This is a genomic window from Microbacterium sp. NPDC087868, from assembly GCF_044900755.1.
Classification (GTDB): domain Bacteria; phylum Actinomycetota; class Actinomycetes; order Actinomycetales; family Microbacteriaceae; genus Microbacterium; species Microbacterium galbinum.
Genome location: NZ_JBJDNO010000002.1, coordinates 670,455 through 686,738, shown reverse-complemented (window position 1 = coordinate 686,738; position 16,284 = coordinate 670,455). Strand labels below are relative to the sequence as shown.

Annotated in this window: 18 protein-coding genes; 14 read left to right on the top strand and 4 right to left on the bottom strand. The window is 69.7% G+C overall.

The window, feature by feature from the left end; translation table 11 throughout:
• Positions 1–35 precede the first annotated feature (35 nt).
• The 5 genes from ACI2JZ_RS08710 (at position 36) to ACI2JZ_RS08690 (ending at position 2,884) form a co-directional block, all read left to right on the top strand.
• Positions 36–614, top strand: a complete 579-nt coding sequence (locus ACI2JZ_RS08710; RefSeq protein ID WP_404597229.1) for a hypothetical protein — start codon at positions 36–38, stop codon at positions 612–614.
• Positions 615–649: 35 nt separating this feature from the next.
• Positions 650–1,276 carry a hypothetical protein gene (locus tag ACI2JZ_RS08705; protein ID WP_404597228.1) on the top strand — a complete coding sequence of 209 codons (627 nt, stop codon included), beginning with the start codon at positions 650–652 and terminating at the stop codon, positions 1,274–1,276.
• A 63-nt stretch (positions 1,277–1,339) separates the two neighbouring features.
• A complete protein-coding gene (locus ACI2JZ_RS08700; protein ID WP_247624381.1) occupies positions 1,340–2,152 on the top strand; it encodes an HAD-IIA family hydrolase in 813 nt (270 codons plus the stop codon).
• Between the two features lies 1 nt (position 2,153).
• Positions 2,154–2,720 carry a YdeI family protein gene (locus ACI2JZ_RS08695; protein ID WP_404597227.1) on the top strand — a complete coding sequence of 189 codons (567 nt, stop codon included), beginning with the start codon at positions 2,154–2,156 and terminating at the stop codon, positions 2,718–2,720.
• Positions 2,717–2,884, top strand: coding sequence for a hypothetical protein (locus ACI2JZ_RS08690; protein WP_404597226.1), 168 nt, complete (start codon positions 2,717–2,719; stop codon positions 2,882–2,884). The genes ACI2JZ_RS08695 and ACI2JZ_RS08690 overlap by 4 nt, the downstream gene beginning before the upstream one ends.
• A gap of 14 nt (positions 2,885–2,898) precedes the next feature.
• Here the strand turns inward: ACI2JZ_RS08690 and ACI2JZ_RS08685 are convergent, their stop codons facing one another.
• The 3 genes from ACI2JZ_RS08685 to pyrE all read right to left on the bottom strand — a co-directional run bounded on the left by ACI2JZ_RS08685 (position 2,899) and on the right by pyrE (position 5,706).
• Positions 2,899–4,059 carry an anhydro-N-acetylmuramic acid kinase gene (locus ACI2JZ_RS08685; protein WP_404597225.1) on the bottom strand — a complete coding sequence of 387 codons (1,161 nt, stop codon included), beginning with the start codon at positions 4,057–4,059 and terminating at the stop codon, positions 2,899–2,901.
• Between the two features lie 187 nt (positions 4,060–4,246).
• Complete coding sequence (locus ACI2JZ_RS08680; RefSeq protein ID WP_404597224.1) at positions 4,247–5,149, bottom strand: ROK family protein; 903 nt, start codon at positions 5,147–5,149, stop codon at positions 4,247–4,249.
• On the bottom strand, positions 5,146–5,706 hold the full coding sequence (gene pyrE / locus ACI2JZ_RS08675) for an orotate phosphoribosyltransferase (RefSeq protein WP_247624376.1): 561 nt from the start codon (positions 5,704–5,706) through the stop codon (positions 5,146–5,148). The genes ACI2JZ_RS08680 and pyrE overlap by 4 nt, the downstream gene beginning before the upstream one ends.
• Before the next feature lie 114 nt (positions 5,707–5,820).
• Between pyrE and ACI2JZ_RS08670 the strand changes: the two genes are divergently transcribed.
• Together ACI2JZ_RS08670 and ACI2JZ_RS08665 are read left to right on the top strand one after the other, a co-directional pair.
• Positions 5,821–6,666 carry an exodeoxyribonuclease III gene (locus tag ACI2JZ_RS08670; protein ID WP_247633704.1) on the top strand — a complete coding sequence of 282 codons (846 nt, stop codon included), beginning with the start codon at positions 5,821–5,823 and terminating at the stop codon, positions 6,664–6,666.
• A 10-nt stretch (positions 6,667–6,676) separates the two neighbouring features.
• Complete coding sequence (locus ACI2JZ_RS08665) at positions 6,677–7,489, top strand: Cof-type HAD-IIB family hydrolase (protein ID WP_404597223.1); 813 nt, start codon at positions 6,677–6,679, stop codon at positions 7,487–7,489.
• Here the strand turns inward: ACI2JZ_RS08665 and ACI2JZ_RS08660 are convergent.
• The gene (locus tag ACI2JZ_RS08660) at positions 7,486–8,112 is read right to left on the bottom strand and encodes a dihydrofolate reductase family protein (protein ID WP_336641618.1); all 627 of its coding nucleotides are present in this window, start codon (positions 8,110–8,112) and stop codon (positions 7,486–7,488) included. The genes ACI2JZ_RS08665 and ACI2JZ_RS08660 overlap by 4 nt on opposite strands.
• Positions 8,113–8,454: 342 nt before the next feature.
• Between ACI2JZ_RS08660 and ACI2JZ_RS08655 the strand changes: the two genes are divergently transcribed.
• The 7 genes from ACI2JZ_RS08655 (at position 8,455) to ACI2JZ_RS08625 (ending at position 16,217) form a co-directional block, all read left to right on the top strand.
• On the top strand, positions 8,455–9,744 hold the full coding sequence (locus tag ACI2JZ_RS08655) for a sensor histidine kinase (protein ID WP_404597222.1): 1,290 nt from the start codon (positions 8,455–8,457) through the stop codon (positions 9,742–9,744).
• The gene (locus ACI2JZ_RS08650) at positions 9,741–10,442 is read left to right on the top strand and encodes a response regulator transcription factor (protein ID WP_247633692.1); all 702 of its coding nucleotides are present in this window, start codon (positions 9,741–9,743) and stop codon (positions 10,440–10,442) included. The genes ACI2JZ_RS08655 and ACI2JZ_RS08650 overlap by 4 nt, the downstream gene beginning before the upstream one ends.
• A gap of 54 nt (positions 10,443–10,496) precedes the next feature.
• The gene (locus ACI2JZ_RS08645; RefSeq protein WP_404597221.1) at positions 10,497–11,708 is read left to right on the top strand and encodes a benzoate/H(+) symporter BenE family transporter; all 1,212 of its coding nucleotides are present in this window, start codon (positions 10,497–10,499) and stop codon (positions 11,706–11,708) included.
• Positions 11,709–11,795: 87 nt separating this feature from the next.
• A complete protein-coding gene (locus ACI2JZ_RS08640) occupies positions 11,796–12,692 on the top strand; it encodes an ABC transporter ATP-binding protein (RefSeq protein WP_247624366.1) in 897 nt (298 codons plus the stop codon).
• On the top strand, positions 12,689–13,798 hold the full coding sequence (locus ACI2JZ_RS08635; protein ID WP_247624365.1) for an ABC transporter permease: 1,110 nt from the start codon (positions 12,689–12,691) through the stop codon (positions 13,796–13,798). The genes ACI2JZ_RS08640 and ACI2JZ_RS08635 overlap by 4 nt, the downstream gene beginning before the upstream one ends.
• A 168-nt stretch (positions 13,799–13,966) precedes the next feature.
• Entirely contained in the window at positions 13,967–14,554 is a 588-nt protein-coding gene (locus ACI2JZ_RS08630; protein WP_247624364.1) for a nitroreductase family protein, read from the top strand.
• Between the two features lie 151 nt (positions 14,555–14,705).
• Positions 14,706–16,217 carry an APC family permease gene (locus ACI2JZ_RS08625; RefSeq protein ID WP_404597220.1) on the top strand — a complete coding sequence of 504 codons (1,512 nt, stop codon included), beginning with the start codon at positions 14,706–14,708 and terminating at the stop codon, positions 16,215–16,217.
• Positions 16,218–16,284 lie beyond the last annotated feature (67 nt).

The window sequence follows — 16,284 nt, the reverse complement described above, 5'->3', positions numbered from 1 at the left end:
CTCTCACGAGCACTCTGCTGCTGACCGGATGCACGGTGAGCGAACCCGCCCCGAGCGGGCAAGCACTGTTCGACGACGCCGAGGCGAACTATCTTCGCTATCGCGGATTCGTGAACGATCTCCAGTCGACACTTTCGACCGATGGATGGACGATCGGACAGATCGGCGTCTACGGCATGCAGCCGGTCGAATGTGACGCGCATCAGTATCGATTCGACCTCAACCGCAGCATCGCCCTCGACGGCACGCAGCGCGAGGAATATGCAGACACGGTCGAATCCTTCTTCACCGACCACGACATGTCCCCGCGACGCAGCGTCCTCGGCGGAGATGACCAAGAGGGCCAACTGATCCAAGTGACCGTACGCGACCAAGGAGACTTCTCGCTTCTCCTCGTCGAAATCCGCAGAGACGGCCAGCTCCGGATCGCCGCAGAAACCACCTGCTGGCCGGGCGACCGCGACGAACTCAGCCGCCTGATCTTCCACGGCGAACGGCTCGGCGAGGGTTACCTCCCGATCGACACCGAATCCCCCACCGACCCCCTGTTCTTCGGCATCACCCCCGGCGACCCTCAGTTCGTCCGTGAGCCCTCCCCCGCACCAACGCCGTGAACGCCGGTCGACGGACTCGCGGCGGGCCCCTGCCCATGGCAGGAATCCAGGCCCTCACCGGCATCCTCCTCTTGACCTCGTGCACTTCTCCCGCCCTCGCACCGGCCGGTGATGACCTGATCGCGGATGCGGAGAAGACGTACATCGAGTACCGAACGCTCGTCAACGGCGTCCAGTCCGTGCTCTCGTCGGGCCCGTGGATCGTGGGGCAGCTCGGCAAGTACGGCATGCAGCCCAGTCGCTGCGACAACGACACCGGCTACCAGTTCAGCCTCGGCCGCCTCCTGCGCCTCGATGTCGCCGACCGCGACAGCAACGCCGACGCGATCGAGCAGCACCTCCTCGACATCGGCATGACACCCGGACGCCGCACGCTGGGCGACGGAGCGAAGTCCCTCATCCAGATCGAAGCACGCGACCAACAAGGACTCGAACAACTCCTCATCGAATTCGGCTCCAACGGCACCGCCGTCGTCTCCGCCACCACCACCTGCCGCCCCGGCGACGCCTACGAGCTATCCAACCTCCTCTTCGGTGGGGTGTATCTCAGTGAGGGCTACCTCCCGATCGACACCGAATCCCCCACCGACCCCCTGTTCTTCGGCATCACCCCCGGCGACCCCCAGTTCGCCCGTAAGCCATCCCCCACTCCGACCCCCTGAGCGCTCGAGACCCCGGCGCAACACGCTCAGGCGCGCGCAACCCGCTGGCTCTAGGCTGAGCACATGGGACAACACCGCGACGACATCGAATGCTGGCTGACCGACATGGACGGTGTTCTCGTGCACGAGAACACGGCCATCCCCGGCGCGTCCGAGATGCTCGCCGGGTGGGAGCAGAACGAGATCCCCTACCTCGTGCTCACGAACAACTCGATCTTCACCGCGCGCGACCTCTCTGCCCGTCTGCGCGCGAGCGGCCTGGTGGTTCCCGAGGAGCGCATCTGGACCTCGGCGCTCGCGACGGCCGACTTCCTCGCCCAGCAGCTGCCCGGCGGTTCGGCGTTCGTGATCGGCGAGGCCGGCATCCTCACCGCCCTGCACGAGGCCGGGTTCATCATGACCGAGACGAACCCCGACTTCGTCGTCGTCGGCGAGACCCGCAACTACTCCTTCGAGGCGATCACCAAGGCGATCCGCCACATCATCAACGGCTCGCGCTTCATCGTCACCAACCCCGACGCGACCGGCCCTAGCGCCGACGGCGTGCTTCCCGCGACCGGGGCGATCGCGGCGCTGATCACCAAGGCCACCGGCAAGGAGCCCTACGTGGTCGGCAAGCCGAACCCGATGATGTTCCGCTCGGCGCTCAACAAGATCGGCGCGCACTCGAAGAAGACCGGCATGATCGGCGACCGCATGGACACCGACATCGTCGCCGGCATCGAGGCGGGCCTGCACACGGTGCTCGTGCTCACCGGCATCAGCGACCAGGCCGAGATCGAGAAGTACCCGTTCCGTCCCGACGAGATCGTCGACTCGGTCGCCGACCTGCTGCCCACGGTCACCTCGTCGATCCCGACGCTCGACGAGGACTGACATGGGTGTTCTCGACGACGGCGAGCGCCTCACCGCGGCGGATTCTGCGGCCTGGCGCTCCTGGCTCGAGGACAACCACGAACGGGCCGCCGGCGTCTGGCTGCTGAGCGTGCGCGGCGGTTCCGGCGACGGCCTCGGCTACGAAGACGCCGTGCGGCACGCGCTCTGCTTCGGCTGGATCGACGGACCGGTGCGCACCTTCGACGGCGTGAACGCGCAGTGGTTCTCGCCGCGCCGCCCCGGCAGCGGCTGGGCCGCGACCAACAAGGCCCGCCTCATCGAACTCGAGGCCGCGGGACTGCTCGCCCCCGCCGGCATCCGCGTGCTCGAGACCGCCAAGGCCAACGGCTCGTGGACCCTGCTCGACGGCCCCGAGGCCGGTGTCGAGCCACCCGAACTGACCGCCGCGCTCGACGCCGTACCCGCCGCACGCGCGAACTGGGACGCGTTCCCGAAGTCGGTGAAGAAGTTCGGGCTCACGCACATCGCGATGGCCAAGCGCGCCGAGACGCGCGACGCACGCATCGCCAAGATCGTGGCGGATGCCGCGGAGGGGAAGCGACCGTGAACCAGAGCGACATGCTCTTCCTGGTGCTGATCGTGATCGGGCTCAGCTCGCTCACCCTGATCATCGTGCAGTTCGTGCGATCGCGGCGACGCGGCGGGGGCGACTCCGACGAGCGCGGCGGCAACTGGTGGGAAGGACCCTGGGACGAAGACCAGCGGCGCTAGCCGGCGCTCGCCCGCTAGCCCTCCGTCGTCAGCGTCAGACTCGTCACCGCGTCGACCGGCTCCGGCATCCGCAGCGGCCCCTCGCCCGGAGTGATCGTGCCGAGGATGCGCGGCGCCCGGGCCCCCGTGCCACCCGGCACGATCGCGGCGACGCCGTGCATCGTGCACCAGCCGATCAGCGCGAAGAGGATGGCCTCCTTGCTGTCGACCGAGGCTCCCAGCTCGTCGGCGAGCACCACGTCGACGCCGGGCAGGGCGGAGCGCAGGCCGTCGAGGATCACCGGGTTGTGGCATCCGCCGCCCGACACGGCGAGGAAGCGGATGCCGGCGGCCGCGACGTCCTGCGCGACGGTGCGCACGGTGAGTTCGGTGAGCGTGCGCACGAGGTCGGCATCGCTGATCTCGCGCTCGGCGACGTGCGCCCGCACGTAGTCGAGGTGGAAGTGCTCCTTGCCGGTGCTCTTCGGCGCCGACAGCGCGTAGTACGGCTCGGCGAGGAGGTCGGCGAGCAGCGCCTCGTCGATCGTGCCGGCGCGGGCGATCGCGGCATCCTCGTCGTAGCCCTTGTCGTTGAGCCCGCGATCGACCACGACGGCGTCGACGAGCGCGTTGGCGGGGCCGATGTCGTAGGCCGAGACACGGCCGTCGGCGACGACCGTCATGTTCGCGATGCCGCCGAGGTTGAGGGCCGCGGCGACCTCACCCCGGCCGCGCAGCAGCAACTCGTCGAGGAACGACACGAGCGGAGCACCGTGCCCGCCCGCGGTGATGTCGCGGATGCGCACGTCCGACACGACCGGCGCACCGACGGCCTCGGCGATCCAGGCCGGCTGGCCGATCTGCAGGGTGCCACGGGCGTGATCGCCCTCGACCCAGTGGTAGACGGTCTGGCCATGGGTGCAGACGGCATCCACTCCCCCGACGGATGCCGCAGCCGAGGCGGCGACGTCGGCGAAGGCCTGGCCGATGAGGGTGTCGAGCTCGCACACCTCGGCGAGCGTCGTCTGCGCCGGAGGGAGGGCGGCGACGAGGCGGGCGCGGAGGTCGGCAGCGTACGGCACGCTGTCCTCGTGGAGCACGGTGCCACGCAGGGCGCCGTCGTGCTCGGCGAAGTCGACCACCACCACGTCGATCCCGTCGTGGGAGGTACCCGAGAGCAGTCCGAGTACGCGCATGCGTGCCCCTTTCGTCGTCTTGCTACGAGGGTACGCGGAATTTGTTAGGAGTGCGTACGGATGCCGCTCGCGCGTCGAGACACCGCAGTCGTCGCGAGACATCACGGCGCACGTGGTGTCTCGCGACGAATGTGGTGTCTCGGGTGGGCGCGCGTGCGAACGCCCCGATCGCTGACCGGCTCGGAAGCTAGCGCAGCACGAGCGCCGCGGCGCCGATCAGCGGCCCTTCGTCGCCCAGCCCCGAGCGCACGACGCGCGCGCGACGGGAGTACTCGTGCACGGCGCTCGCGGTGAGCGCCTCCTGCACCAGCTCGATGTAATCGTCGGAGACGCGCGAGAAGCCGCCGCCGATCGCGACCATGTCGAGGTCGACGAGCGTCGCGGCATCCGCCAGTGCCTCACCGACGGCCTTCGCCGAGCGCTCGATCGCGGCACGCGCGATCGCGTCTCCGGCGGCCGAGTCGCGCGCGAGATCCTCGCCGGTCGAACCGACCCATCCCTGCTGCTGCGCCCAGGTGACGCTCGCGGGTCCCGACGCGATCTCCTCGAGCGTCAGCCCGCCCTCCCGGCGGATCTGCCCGAGGTGCCCTGCGTTACCCGAGGCTCCCGGGATGTACGCGCCGTTCACGACGAAGCCTCCGCCGACACCGGTCGAGACGACGATCGAGAGCGAGGCCCGGGCATCCTGCGTCGCACCGCGCCACGATTCGGCGAGCGCGAGCGCGCCGCCGTCGTGACCGAGCACGGTCGGCACATCGCGACCGAGCACGGCGGATGCTTCGCGCCGAACCGCGGCGGCGAGACCGTAGCCGCGCGCCGAGGGCATGTTCACGGGCACGATCGTGCCGCTCGGGCGGTCGACGGGGCCGGCGCTTCCCGCACCCGCGCCGACGAGCTCGGCATCGGCGGGGAGAGCGGCGAGGGCGTGCTGCACGATCGCGGCCACCGCGGCGTCGAACGATTCCGGCGTCGCCTCGCGTCCGGTCGCCTGGCGGCTGCGGGAGCCGTCGACGAGCGTGCCGCCCTCGGAGACGAGGGCGGCCTCCATCTTCGTGCCGCCGACGTCGACGGCGAGGGCGTAGCGGGTCACTGGGGGTCGAGTCCGAGGTCGTCGAGGTCGAAGGCGGCGCGCCATTCGAGACCCTCGGCCTCGATGGCGGCCTGGGCTCCGGTCTTGCGGTCGACGATCACGGCGACGGCGACGACCTCGGCACCCTCCTTGCGGAGCGCTTCGACCGCCTTGAGTGCCGACTGGCCGGTGGTCGAGGTGTCTTCGAGCACGACGACGCGCTTGCCCGCGACATCCGCTCCCTCGATCTGACGACCGCGGCCGTGGTCCTTGGGCTCCTTACGCACGACGAACGCGTCGACAGGACGCTCGGCCGCGACGGAGGCGTGCAGCACCGAGTTCGCGATCGGGTCGGCGCCGAGCGTGAGCCCGCCGACGGCGACCACGTCGAGGTCGGCGATCAGGTCGAGCATGATGCGGCCGATGGCGGGGGCGGCGCGATGATCGAGCGTGAGCTTGCGCATGTCGACGTAGTAGGTCGCCTTCTTGCCACTGGAGAGGGTGAAGTCGCCGTGGAACACCGCCTCGTCCGTGATGAGGGCGAGGAGGTTCTGGCGGTCTGCGTCGAGTGCGGTCACGGCATCCAGTGTAGGAGAGTCGCGCTCTGACTGCGCTGTCAGATGTCGTCGGGGCGTCATCTGCGTGTCGCGGGCCGCAGATCGCGTGTCCGAGGCCGCAACTAGGCTGGACGCATGCGCTTGGCCACCTGGAACGTCAACTCCATCCGTACCCGTGTCGCCCGCACCGTCGAATTCGCCGTTCGCGAAGACATCGACGTGCTCGCGATGCAGGAGATCAAGTGCAAACCCGAGCAGTTCCCCTACGGGCCGTTCGAAGAGGCCGGCTACCAGGTCGAGGTGCACGGCCTCAACCAGTGGAACGGCGTCGCGATCGCGAGCCGCCTGCCGATGAGCGACGTGCGCACCGGGTTCGACGGCATGCCCGGCTTCGCGAAGGGTCACGAGGGTCCGGATGCCCCGCTCGAGGCGCGCGCGCTGGGCGTGATGGTCGACGGCGTACGGGTGTGGAGTCTCTACGTGCCCAACGGCCGCTCGCTCGACGACCCGCACTACGCCTACAAGCTGCACTGGCTCGAGGCGCTGAAGAACTCGACCGCGGCCGAGCTCGCGGCGAACCCCGCCCTGCCGCTCGCGCTGGTCGGCGACTTCAACATCATCCCGTTCGACACCGACAACGGAGACCCCGACATCGTCGAGGGCGTCTCCACCCACGTCTCGCCCGCCGAGCGCGCCGCGTTCTTCGCGATGGCGGATGCCGGGCTCACCGACGTCGTGCGCCCGATCCTCCCCGAGGGCTACACCTACTGGGACTACCAGCGCCTCAAGTTTCCTCGCAACGAGGGCATCCGCATCGACTTCATCCTCGGCTCCCGCACGCTCGCCGACGCGGTCACGGGTGCCTCGATCCATCGGGACGAGCGCAAGGGCGAGCAGCCCAGCGACCACGTGCCGGTCGTCGCCGACATCGACCTCGGGGGCGCGGACGACGACGACGACCTGCCGATGATCTTCTCGTGACGCTCCACCCATGACGCTCCGGCTGATCGCCACCGATCTCGACGGCACCCTGCTCGACCCGACCTCGTCGGTCACGCCCCGCACGCGGGCGGCTCTCGACGCGGCGCGGGCCCGCGGCATCCACGTCGTTCCGGTCACGGCGCGCCAGCCGATCGGCCTGCGTGCGATCGCCGGCGACGCCGACTTCCGCGAGTGGGCGCTCTGCAGCAACGGCGCCTACGCCACGCACCTGACCGACGGGCGGATGCTGTTCGCCGAAGAGCTCCCGGCCGAGACCATCCGCACGCTGGCCGAGGCGCTGCGCGCGAGCGTGCCCGGGCTGCTGTTCGCGAGTGTGCGCGAGGGCGGCGAGACCTTCGTCGCCCAGGAGGGGTACGCGGCGATCGCCGATCTCTCCGACCACAAGCGCGACCCGAAGACCATGGGCGGGGTGCCGCTCGACCAGGTGCTCGACGCCCCGAGTCTCAAGCTCGTGATCCGGCATCCGGAGCTCGCGCCGTCGGTCCTGTTCGACGCGCTGACCTCGCTGGGCCTCACCGGGTTCGAGGCGACGCTGTCGGGTGCACCGTTCGTCGAGGTGATGGCCGAGGGGGTCACCAAGGCCACCGGTCTCGCCCGTCTCTGCGCCCACCTCGGCGTCGACCGCGCCGACGTGATGGCTTTCGGCGATGCGCTCAACGACGTCGAGATGCTGCGCTGGGCCGGGCACGGCGTCGCGATGGCCGGCGCGGATGCCGTCGTGCAGGATGCCGCCGACGAGATCGGTGCCTCGAACGATGATGACGGGGTTGCGCGGGTGGTGGAGCGGGTGCTGTCGAGCTAGAAGGTGTCGACGGCGGGCTTGCGGCCCGTTCGCCCGTATCGGAGCAGGATGACCCCGCCGTCATCGGAGATCGGGGGCTCGATCAACTCCAGCACAGACGGCAGCGCGCCGTCGTCGAAGACCTTCTTGCCCGCGCCGAGCAGGATCGGATAGACCCAGAGGTTCAGCTCGTCGAAGAGACCCTTCTCGAGCAGGGAGTGCACGAGATCGAGGCTGCCGATCACGTGCACCTCGCGGTGATCGGTCCGCAGCCGACCGATCTCGGTCCCGAGATCGGCGCCGACCCGACTGCTGCCTTCCCAATCGAGCGCGAGCTCGGCATCGCGGGTCGCGACGTACTTCGGCACCCGGTTGAAGAGCCGCCCGATCTCTCCCTCGTCGCCATCCGTGTGGTGCGGCCAGTACGAGGCGAAGATGTCGTACGTGCGCCGCCCGAGCAGCAGCGCGTCCAACCCGCGCATCCCCTTCTCGATCTCGGGACCGACTCCCGAACTCGGATGCCCCGCCTGCCACCCGCTGAACCGGAAACCGCCGGAGGTGTCTTCGTCGACCCCACCGGGCCCCTGAGCGACGCCGTCGAGGGTCATGAAGAGATCGATGAGAATGCGGCCCTGACCGGTCATGTGCGGACTCCTTCGTCGACGGTCGAATCAGGGCGGGGATTCGTCTCGCGGCGAGATCACCCGCTCGCCCGATACTCGTCCGCCGAGGAACCGGTGTCAACGGGTGTTCGTGATCCGGCGATGAGCCTCTCGCGCGGGGTGCTTCGACAGGCTCAGCAACCCATCTAAAGCGGCATCAGCCGCGAGAAAACCCAGACGGGAGTGGTGCACTGTGAGCGTGTCGGGCCGCGACGCGCCGCAGCATCCGCTCTTCGTCTCCGTTTTCTCGCCAGGCGACCCGCATGACCGGCATCCGCCGCACGGGGGATGCCGCCGCCCTGCGTCGCGCCCTACGGTGGAGGGATGCCCGCCGAGTTCCAGCGCACCCCCACCGCGCGCGAGCGGCGCAGCGATCTGCTGCTCGCCGCCGTGCTGTTCGTGGGCGCGATCCTCAGCGCCGCGCTCTCGTCGATCTCGCAGATCTACGGCGACGAGCAGGCCGAGCTGTGGACCGCCCTCGTCTACGCCGTGATCATCACCGCTCCGCTGGCGTTCCGGCGACGCTACCCGGCCGCGGTCGCGATCGTCGTCTCGGCCGCGTACTTCGCGGCCGTCACCATCCGGGTGCCGGAGATCTACGTCGGCAACATCGCGATGTTCATCGGCATCTACACGGCGGGCGCCTGGATGAACAATCGCCGTGCGGCGATGCTCGTGCGCATCGGCATCATCGTCGGCATGTTCGCGTGGCTGCTGATCACGATGTACCGCGACGCGATCAGCCAGGCCGACGAAGCCGAGGTCATCGCAGGCGCGATGTCGCCCTACGTCGCCTTCATGATGCTGCAGATCCTGCTCAACCTCCTCTACTTCGGCGGGGCCTATTACTTCGGCGAGCGCTCGTGGATCTCGGCATCCGAACGTTCGGTTCTCGAGCAGCGCACCGCCGAACTCGAGCGCGAGCGCGAGGTGACGGCCGCGCAGGCCGTCGCGCTCGACCGCGTGCGCATCGCCCGCGAACTGCATGACGTCGTCGCCCATCACGTGTCGGTCATGGGCGTGCAGGCGGGGGCTGCGCGGCTCGTGATCGACCAGGATGCCGAACGCGCGAAGGAGCTCCTCGCCGGAGTGGAGGGATCGGCGCGCGATGCGATCGGTGAGCTGCGCCAGCTGCTCGAGACCCTGCGCGCCCCGGGCGGCGAGAGCTCCGACCCCGCCTCGACGGTCGGACTCGACGACATCCGCGAACTGGTCGAAGCGTCGACCGAGGCGGGGCTGCCGACGGATTACACCGTGATCGGCGAACCGGTCGACGTGCCCTCCCTCGTCGCGGTGAACCTCTACCGCATCACCCAGGAGTCGCTCACCAACGCCCGTCGTCACGCCGGAGTCGGCGCCACCGCCGACGTGCGCGTGCGCTACGACGACGCGGGCGTCGAGGTCGAGGTCGTCAACACCGGCCGCATGGTCGGCCAGTTGCGACCGGGCCTCGGGCAGTTGGGCATGCGCGAGCGCGCGATCGCCTCGGGCGGCACGATCGAGGTGACGCCGCGCCCCCTCGGCGGACTCCGCGTGCGGGCGCGGGTGCCGCTGAAGGTCGCACCCGCCGTCGCATCTCGCCCGACCACGAAGGCCGTGAGGATCCCCGAATGACCGACTCGCCGATCCGCGTGCTCCTCGTCGACGACCACGCGATGCTGCGCGCGGGATTCCGCACGATCCTCGGCACCCAGCCCGACATCGAGATCGTGGGCGAGGCCGCGACCGGAGCGGATGCCGTCGCCCAGGCCGCCGCGCTTCACCCCGACGTCATCACGATGGACGTGCAGATGCCCGACATGGACGGCATCGAGGCGACCCGCCGCATCGTCGCCGACCCCGACATCACCGCGGCCATCGCGATCGTGACCACCTTCGACCGCGACGACTACCTCTACCAGGCGCTGGATGCCGGAGCGAGCGGGTTCCTGCTCAAGAACGCCGGCCCCGAAGACCTCATCGCCGCCGTGCGCGCGCTGGCCGTGGGCGACGGGATGCTGGCACCCGAGGTGACCCGTCGCGTGCTCGCCCGATTCGCCGGATCGGCGCCCGCCACGGCGCCGGTCGCGATGGCCGAGCCGTCGCCCCCGCGCACCGCCCCCGCGCCCGTCGCGCTGGCCGAGCCGTTCACCGAGCGGGAGGCCGAGGTGCTGACCCTCCTCGCCGATGCCCGCAGCAACGCCGAGATCGCCGCCGCCCTCTTCATCGGCGAGGCGACCGTGAAGACCCACGTCTCGCGCATCCTGCAGAAGCTCGGAGCCCGGGATCGCGTGCAGGCCGTGGTGCTCGCGCACCGCCTCGGGCTCGCCTGAACCGCATCCTCCTGACGACGGCGCGTGTCGGCGTCGGGCGATAGCCTCGGATCCATGTCCGCCGCCGCGTCCGCAGCATCCGCCGCGCCCCCTGCCCCGCTCTCGCGCCCGATCCTCGCGGGCGTCGTCACGGCGCTCGTCGGCTTCACCAGCTCGTTCGCGGTCGTGCTCACCGGGCTCTCGGCGGTAGGAGCATCCGCCGCCCAGGCCGCCAGCGGCCTGCTCGCCGCCAGCCTCACCATGGGACTCGCGTGCATCGTGCTCGCCTGGCGCTATCGGATGCCGATCACCGTCGCGTGGTCGACGCCCGGCGCCGCCCTGCTCGCCGCGACCGGCACCACGGCGGGCGCCATCGAGGGCGGCTGGCCCGCCGCCGTCGGAGCGTTCCTCGTCACGGCGGCGCTCATCCTGCTCACCGCACTGTGGCCGGCCCTCGGCGGATTCATCGCGCGTATCCCCGCGTCGATCGCGCAGGCGATGCTCGCGGGTGTGCTGCTGCCGCTCTGCCTCGCCCCGATCACCGGAATCGTCGAGAACCCCTGGGGCGTCGTGCCGGTCGTGGTGACCTGGCTGATCGTCGCCCGGCTCGCGCCGCGCTGGGCGGTTCCGGTCGCGTTCCTCGCCGCGGCGGTGGTCGTGGCCGTCGACCTCGTGCGTCAGGGCACGGCGATCGATCCGGGCATCCTGCTCCCCCGCGTCGAACTCACCGCCCCCACCTTCACCGTCGGCGCGATCGTGGGCCTGGCGCTGCCCCTCTTCATCGTCACGATGGCGTCGCAGAACGTTCCGGGCGTCGCGATCATGCGCAGCTTCGGCTACGAGGTGCCGTGGCGGCCGGCGATGCTCGTCACCGGACTCGGCACGGCGATCGGCGCTCCCGCGGGCGGGCACGCGATCAACCTCGCCGCGATCAGCGCCGCCCTCGCCGCCTCTCCCGACGCAGACCCCGACCCGAAGCGCCGCTGGGTCGCCGGCGTCTCGACCGGGGCCTCGTATCTCGTGCTCGGTGCCGCCTCCGCCGCGTTCGCGGCCCTCGTACTGCTCGCGCCCGCCGCCGTCATCCCCGCCGTCGCGGGGCTCGCCCTCTTCGCGGCCTTCGGCTCGGCCGTGCAGCAGGCCATCGACGATCCGGGCGAGCGGCTGCCGGCCGTGGTCACCTTCCTCGTCGCGGCATCCGGCATCTCCGTGCTCGGCGTCAGCGCCGCGTTCTGGGCGCTGGTGGCCGGACTCGTCGTGCGCACGGTTCTGCACAGCGCGCGGCGGTAGCGCAGGCCGATCATCCGCGCGGTGGATGCCCGACAATCCCCCACAGGGGGGATGCCGTGGCATCGGCCCCGTCCCTAACGTGGAGGCATGACCTCAGGAAAGCTCGAACTCCACGGCATCACCAAGAGCTACGGCTCGCGGCGCGTGCTCGACGACGTCTCGTTCGACGTCGCCCCCGGCCGGCTCACCGGCTTCGTGGGCGGCAACGGTGCGGGCAAGACCACGACCATGCGCATCGTGCTCGGACTCCTCTCGTCGGACTCCGGTACCGTCACCCTCGACGGCACGGCCGTCACCGGCGACGACCGCCGCAACTTCGGGTACATGCCCGAGGAGCGCGGCCTCTACCCCAAGATGAAGGTGCTCGAGCAGATCGTCTACCTCGCCCGGCTGCACGGATTCAGCAAGACGGATGCCGCCACCCGCGCCACCGCGATCCTCACCGACCTCGGCCTCGGCGAGCGCCTGAACGACACGATCGAGTCGCTGTCGCTGGGGAACCAGCAGCGTGCGCAGATCGCCGCGGCCCTCGTGCACGACCCGAAGGTGCTCATCCTCGACGAGCCGTTCTCGGGTCTCGACCCGCTCGCGGTCGACGTCGTCGCCTCGACGCTGCAGGCCACCGCCGCCCAGGGCGCATCCATCCTGTTCTCCTCGCACCAGCTCGACGTCGTCGAGCGCCTCTGCGACGACCTCGTGATCCTCGCCGGGGGCACGATCCGCGCCGCCGGCTCCCGCGACGGGCTCCGCGCCCAGCACGCCGGCAGCCGCTACGAGCTGGTCTCGGCGGGTGACGCCGGATGGCTGCGCACCGAACCGGGCGTCACCGTCGTCGACTTCGAGGGCGGCTACGCCCTGTTCGACACCGACGGCGCGGAGACCGCGCAGCGCGTGCTGCGCACCGCCGTCGCCCACGGCGACGTCGCGAGCTTCGCCCCCAAGCATCCGTCCCTCGCCCAGATCTTCAAGGAGGTCATCCAGTGACCACGTCGACTCCCGGGGGAGGCTCCCCCATCCGCAGCTCCAGCGGGATCTGGCTCGTCGCCGAGCGCGAGATCGGTTCGAAGCTGCGCAGCAAGGCGTTCGTCATCTCGACCGTCATCCTCATGCTCATCGCCCTCGCCGGCGTGCTGATCGGCGGGTTCGCCAGCAACAACAGCGGCACCGACAAGACCCCGGTCGCCGCGACCTCCGAGACGGCATCCGCGGTGTCGGCACTGCCCGACGTCGAGGTGACCGAGGTCGCCGACGACGCGGCCGCCGAGCAGCTCGTGCGCGAAGAGAAGGTCGACGCGGCGGTCGTCTCGAGCGGCGGGCCCACCGGGTACACCGTCATCGCGCTGAAGGACGCCCCGAGCTCGCTCGTCAGCGGCCTCTCGCAGACGCCCGAGGTGCAGATCCTCGAACCCGCGACCACCAACCCGCTGCTGCGGTACTTCATCGCGCTCGCCTTCGGCATCGTCTTCCTCATGGCGGCGTCGACCTTCGGCGGCACGATCGCGCAGAGCGTCGTCGAAGAGAAGCAGACCCGCGTGGTCGAGCTGCTGCTGTCGGCGATCCCCGCCCGCACCCTCCTCGCCGGAAAGGTCATCGGCAACACGATCCTCGCGATGGCGCAGATCGTCGGCCTCGCCGCGATCGCCACCGTCGGACTCATCGTCACCGGGCAGAGAGACGTGCTGACGCTGCTCGGCGGCCCGATCCTGTGGTTCGCGGTGTTCTTCCTCTTCGGCTTCGTGCTGCTGGCCTCGCTGTTCGCCGCGGCGGCCTCGATGGTGTCGCGCCAGGAGGACATCGGTGCCACCACGACCCCGATCACGATGCTCATCATGGCGCCGTACATCCTCGTCATCGTCTTCAACGACAACGCGCTGGTGCTGACGATCATGTCGTACGTGCCGTTCTCGGCCCCGGTCGGGATGCCGATGCGCCTGTTCGTCGGCGAGGCGCAGTGGTGGGAGCCGATCCTGTCGCTGGCGATCCTGCTGGTGAGCTGCATCGCCGCGATCGCGATCGGCGCGAAGATCTACGAGAACTCGCTGCTGCGCATGGGCTCGCGGGTCAAGCTCACCGAGGCGCTGCGCGGCTGAGGCGCGCTGGGCGAGAGGGACGGATGCCGGGGCAACGGCATCCGTCCCTCTTTCGCGTCACACGACGAAACCCGCACATCCACAGGAATATCCATGCGGGCACATGCGTTCAGACACGCGTAGGCGGACGACGGAGTCCGATCGGCACCCCGTCTGAAAGGCACAACCGTGAGCATTCCCACCCTCGTCCGCACCGCACCCACCGAGCACCCCGTCCTCGAGGTGCTCGCCGAGCGCTGGAGCCCCCGCGCCTTCGACGCCGAGAACGCGATCGACGAGGCCAAGCTGGCCGCCTCCCTCGAAGCCGCCCGCTGGACGCCCTCGGCCAACAACTCGCAGCCGTGGCGCTTCATCGTCGCCCGCCGCGGAACGGCTCTGCACGCACAGGTCGTCGACGCGCTCGTCGGCTTCAACCAGGCTTGGGCCGTGAACGCCGCCGTCCTCGTCGTCGCCGTCGCCGAGACCGCCACCGAAGACGGCACGCCGATCACCCACGCCCTCTACGACCTCGGCCAGGCCGTCGCGCACTTCTCGGTGCAGGCTCACCACGAGGGACTCCTCGTGCACCAGATGAGCGGATTCGACCCGGAGGCCGTGCGCGAGTTCGCCGACCTCGAGCCCCGTTTCTCGGCCGTCACGGTCTTCGCCGTCGGCGAGTTCGGCGACGTGACCGCCCTCCCCGAGGTGCTGCAGCAGCGCGAGACCGCACCGCGCGTGCGCCGCCCGATCGCCGAGACGGTCATCCTCAGCGCCTGATCCCACCCCTCCGTTCCGGCATCCGCTCGGAATCCTTCGCTCCCGTCGCACTTCCTGTCGGTCTGACCCGGTCATTCCGACAGGAAGTGCGACGGGAGCGTTCTGTTTCGTAAGGGGTGCAGCGCGACGACCGCGACCTACAATCGTCGGCATGGCGATTCAGCGCAGAGTGAAGTCGGTCGAGCAGTCGATGGCGGAGACGCAGGACGAGAAACGCTCCCTCAAACGCTCGCTCGGCGTCTGGGACCTCGCGGTCATGGGCGTCGCCGTCGCGGTCGGCGCCGGCATCTTCTCGGTCGGAGCCGAGGCATCCGCCCGTCACGCCGGCCCGGCCGTCATCATCTCGTTCATCATCGCCGCCGCCGTGTGCGGTCTCGCGATCCTCTGCTACGCCGAGTTCGCGTCGTCGATCCCGGTCGCCGGCTCCGCCTACACGTTCACGTACTCGACGCTCGGCGAGTTCCTCGCCTGGATCATCGGCTGGGACCTCATCCTCGAGATGCTCATGGCCTCTGCCGTCATCGCGAAGTACTGGGGTGTGTACCTCGGCGACACCGTCTCGCTGTTCGACCTCGACATCCCGATGTCGGTGCAGCTCGGCGGCGTCAGCTTCGACTGGGGTCCCGTCGTCATCGTCGCGATCTTCACCCTGCTGCTCGCACTCGGCACGCGCCTGTCGAGCCGCGTCAACAGCGTCTTCACGGTCATCAAGGTCGCGATCGTGCTGTTCGTGATCGTCGTCGGACTCTTCTTCGTGAACGGTGCGAACTACTCGCCGTTCGTTCCCCCGGCGCAGGAGGGGGTGGCGTCGGAGAGCGCCTGGACCCAGTCGCTGTTCTCGTTCATGACCGGCTCCGACCCGACGATGTACGGCGTGTTCGGCATCCTCTCGGGCGCCGCACTGGTCTTCTTCGCGTTCATCGGTTTCGACGTCGTCGCCACCAGCGCCGAGGAGACCAAGGACCCGAAGCGCACGGTTCCCCGCGGCATCATCCTGGGCCTCATCATCGTGACCGTGCTCTACGTGCTCGTCGCGATCGTCATCACCGGAATGGTCTCGTACACCGAGCTCGCGAAGCTCGACGAGCCCTCGCTGTCGAGCGCCTTCGAACTCGTCGGCGCGACCTGGGCGGCGCAGGTCATCGCGATCGGCAGTCTGGTCGGCCTGACCACCGTCGTGATGGTGCTGCTCATGGGCCTCGCGCGCGTGGTGTTCGCGATGAGCCGTGACGGCCTGCTGCCCCGCGCCCTCAGCGTCACCGACAAGAAGCGCGGCACCCCGATCCGCATCCAGCTGATCGTCGGTGTGATCATCGCGATCATCGCCGGGTTCTTCGACGTGCAGGTGCTCGGCGACATGATCAACATCGGCACCCTGTCGGCGTTCGTGCTCGTGAGCATCGGTGTGCCGATCCTGCGCAAGACCCGCCCCGACCTCGAGCGGCCGTTCATGGTTCCGCTCTCGCCGTGGCTGCCGTGGATCTCGGCGCTCGCCTGCTTCTGGCTGATGCTCAACCTCAGCACCGAGACCTGGGTGCGATTCGCGATCTGGCTCGCGATCGGCATGATCATCTACTTCGCCTACTCGCGACGGCACTCGATCATCGGGCAGGGGCTCGAGAAGGACGCTCTGGGCGGGATCCGCAGCGAACGGCTGAAGTAGCGCGGGCAGCCCCTTCGTCTCGTCGCTGCGCTCCTCGCTCAGGAACCGAGTAACCGGTTCCTGAGCG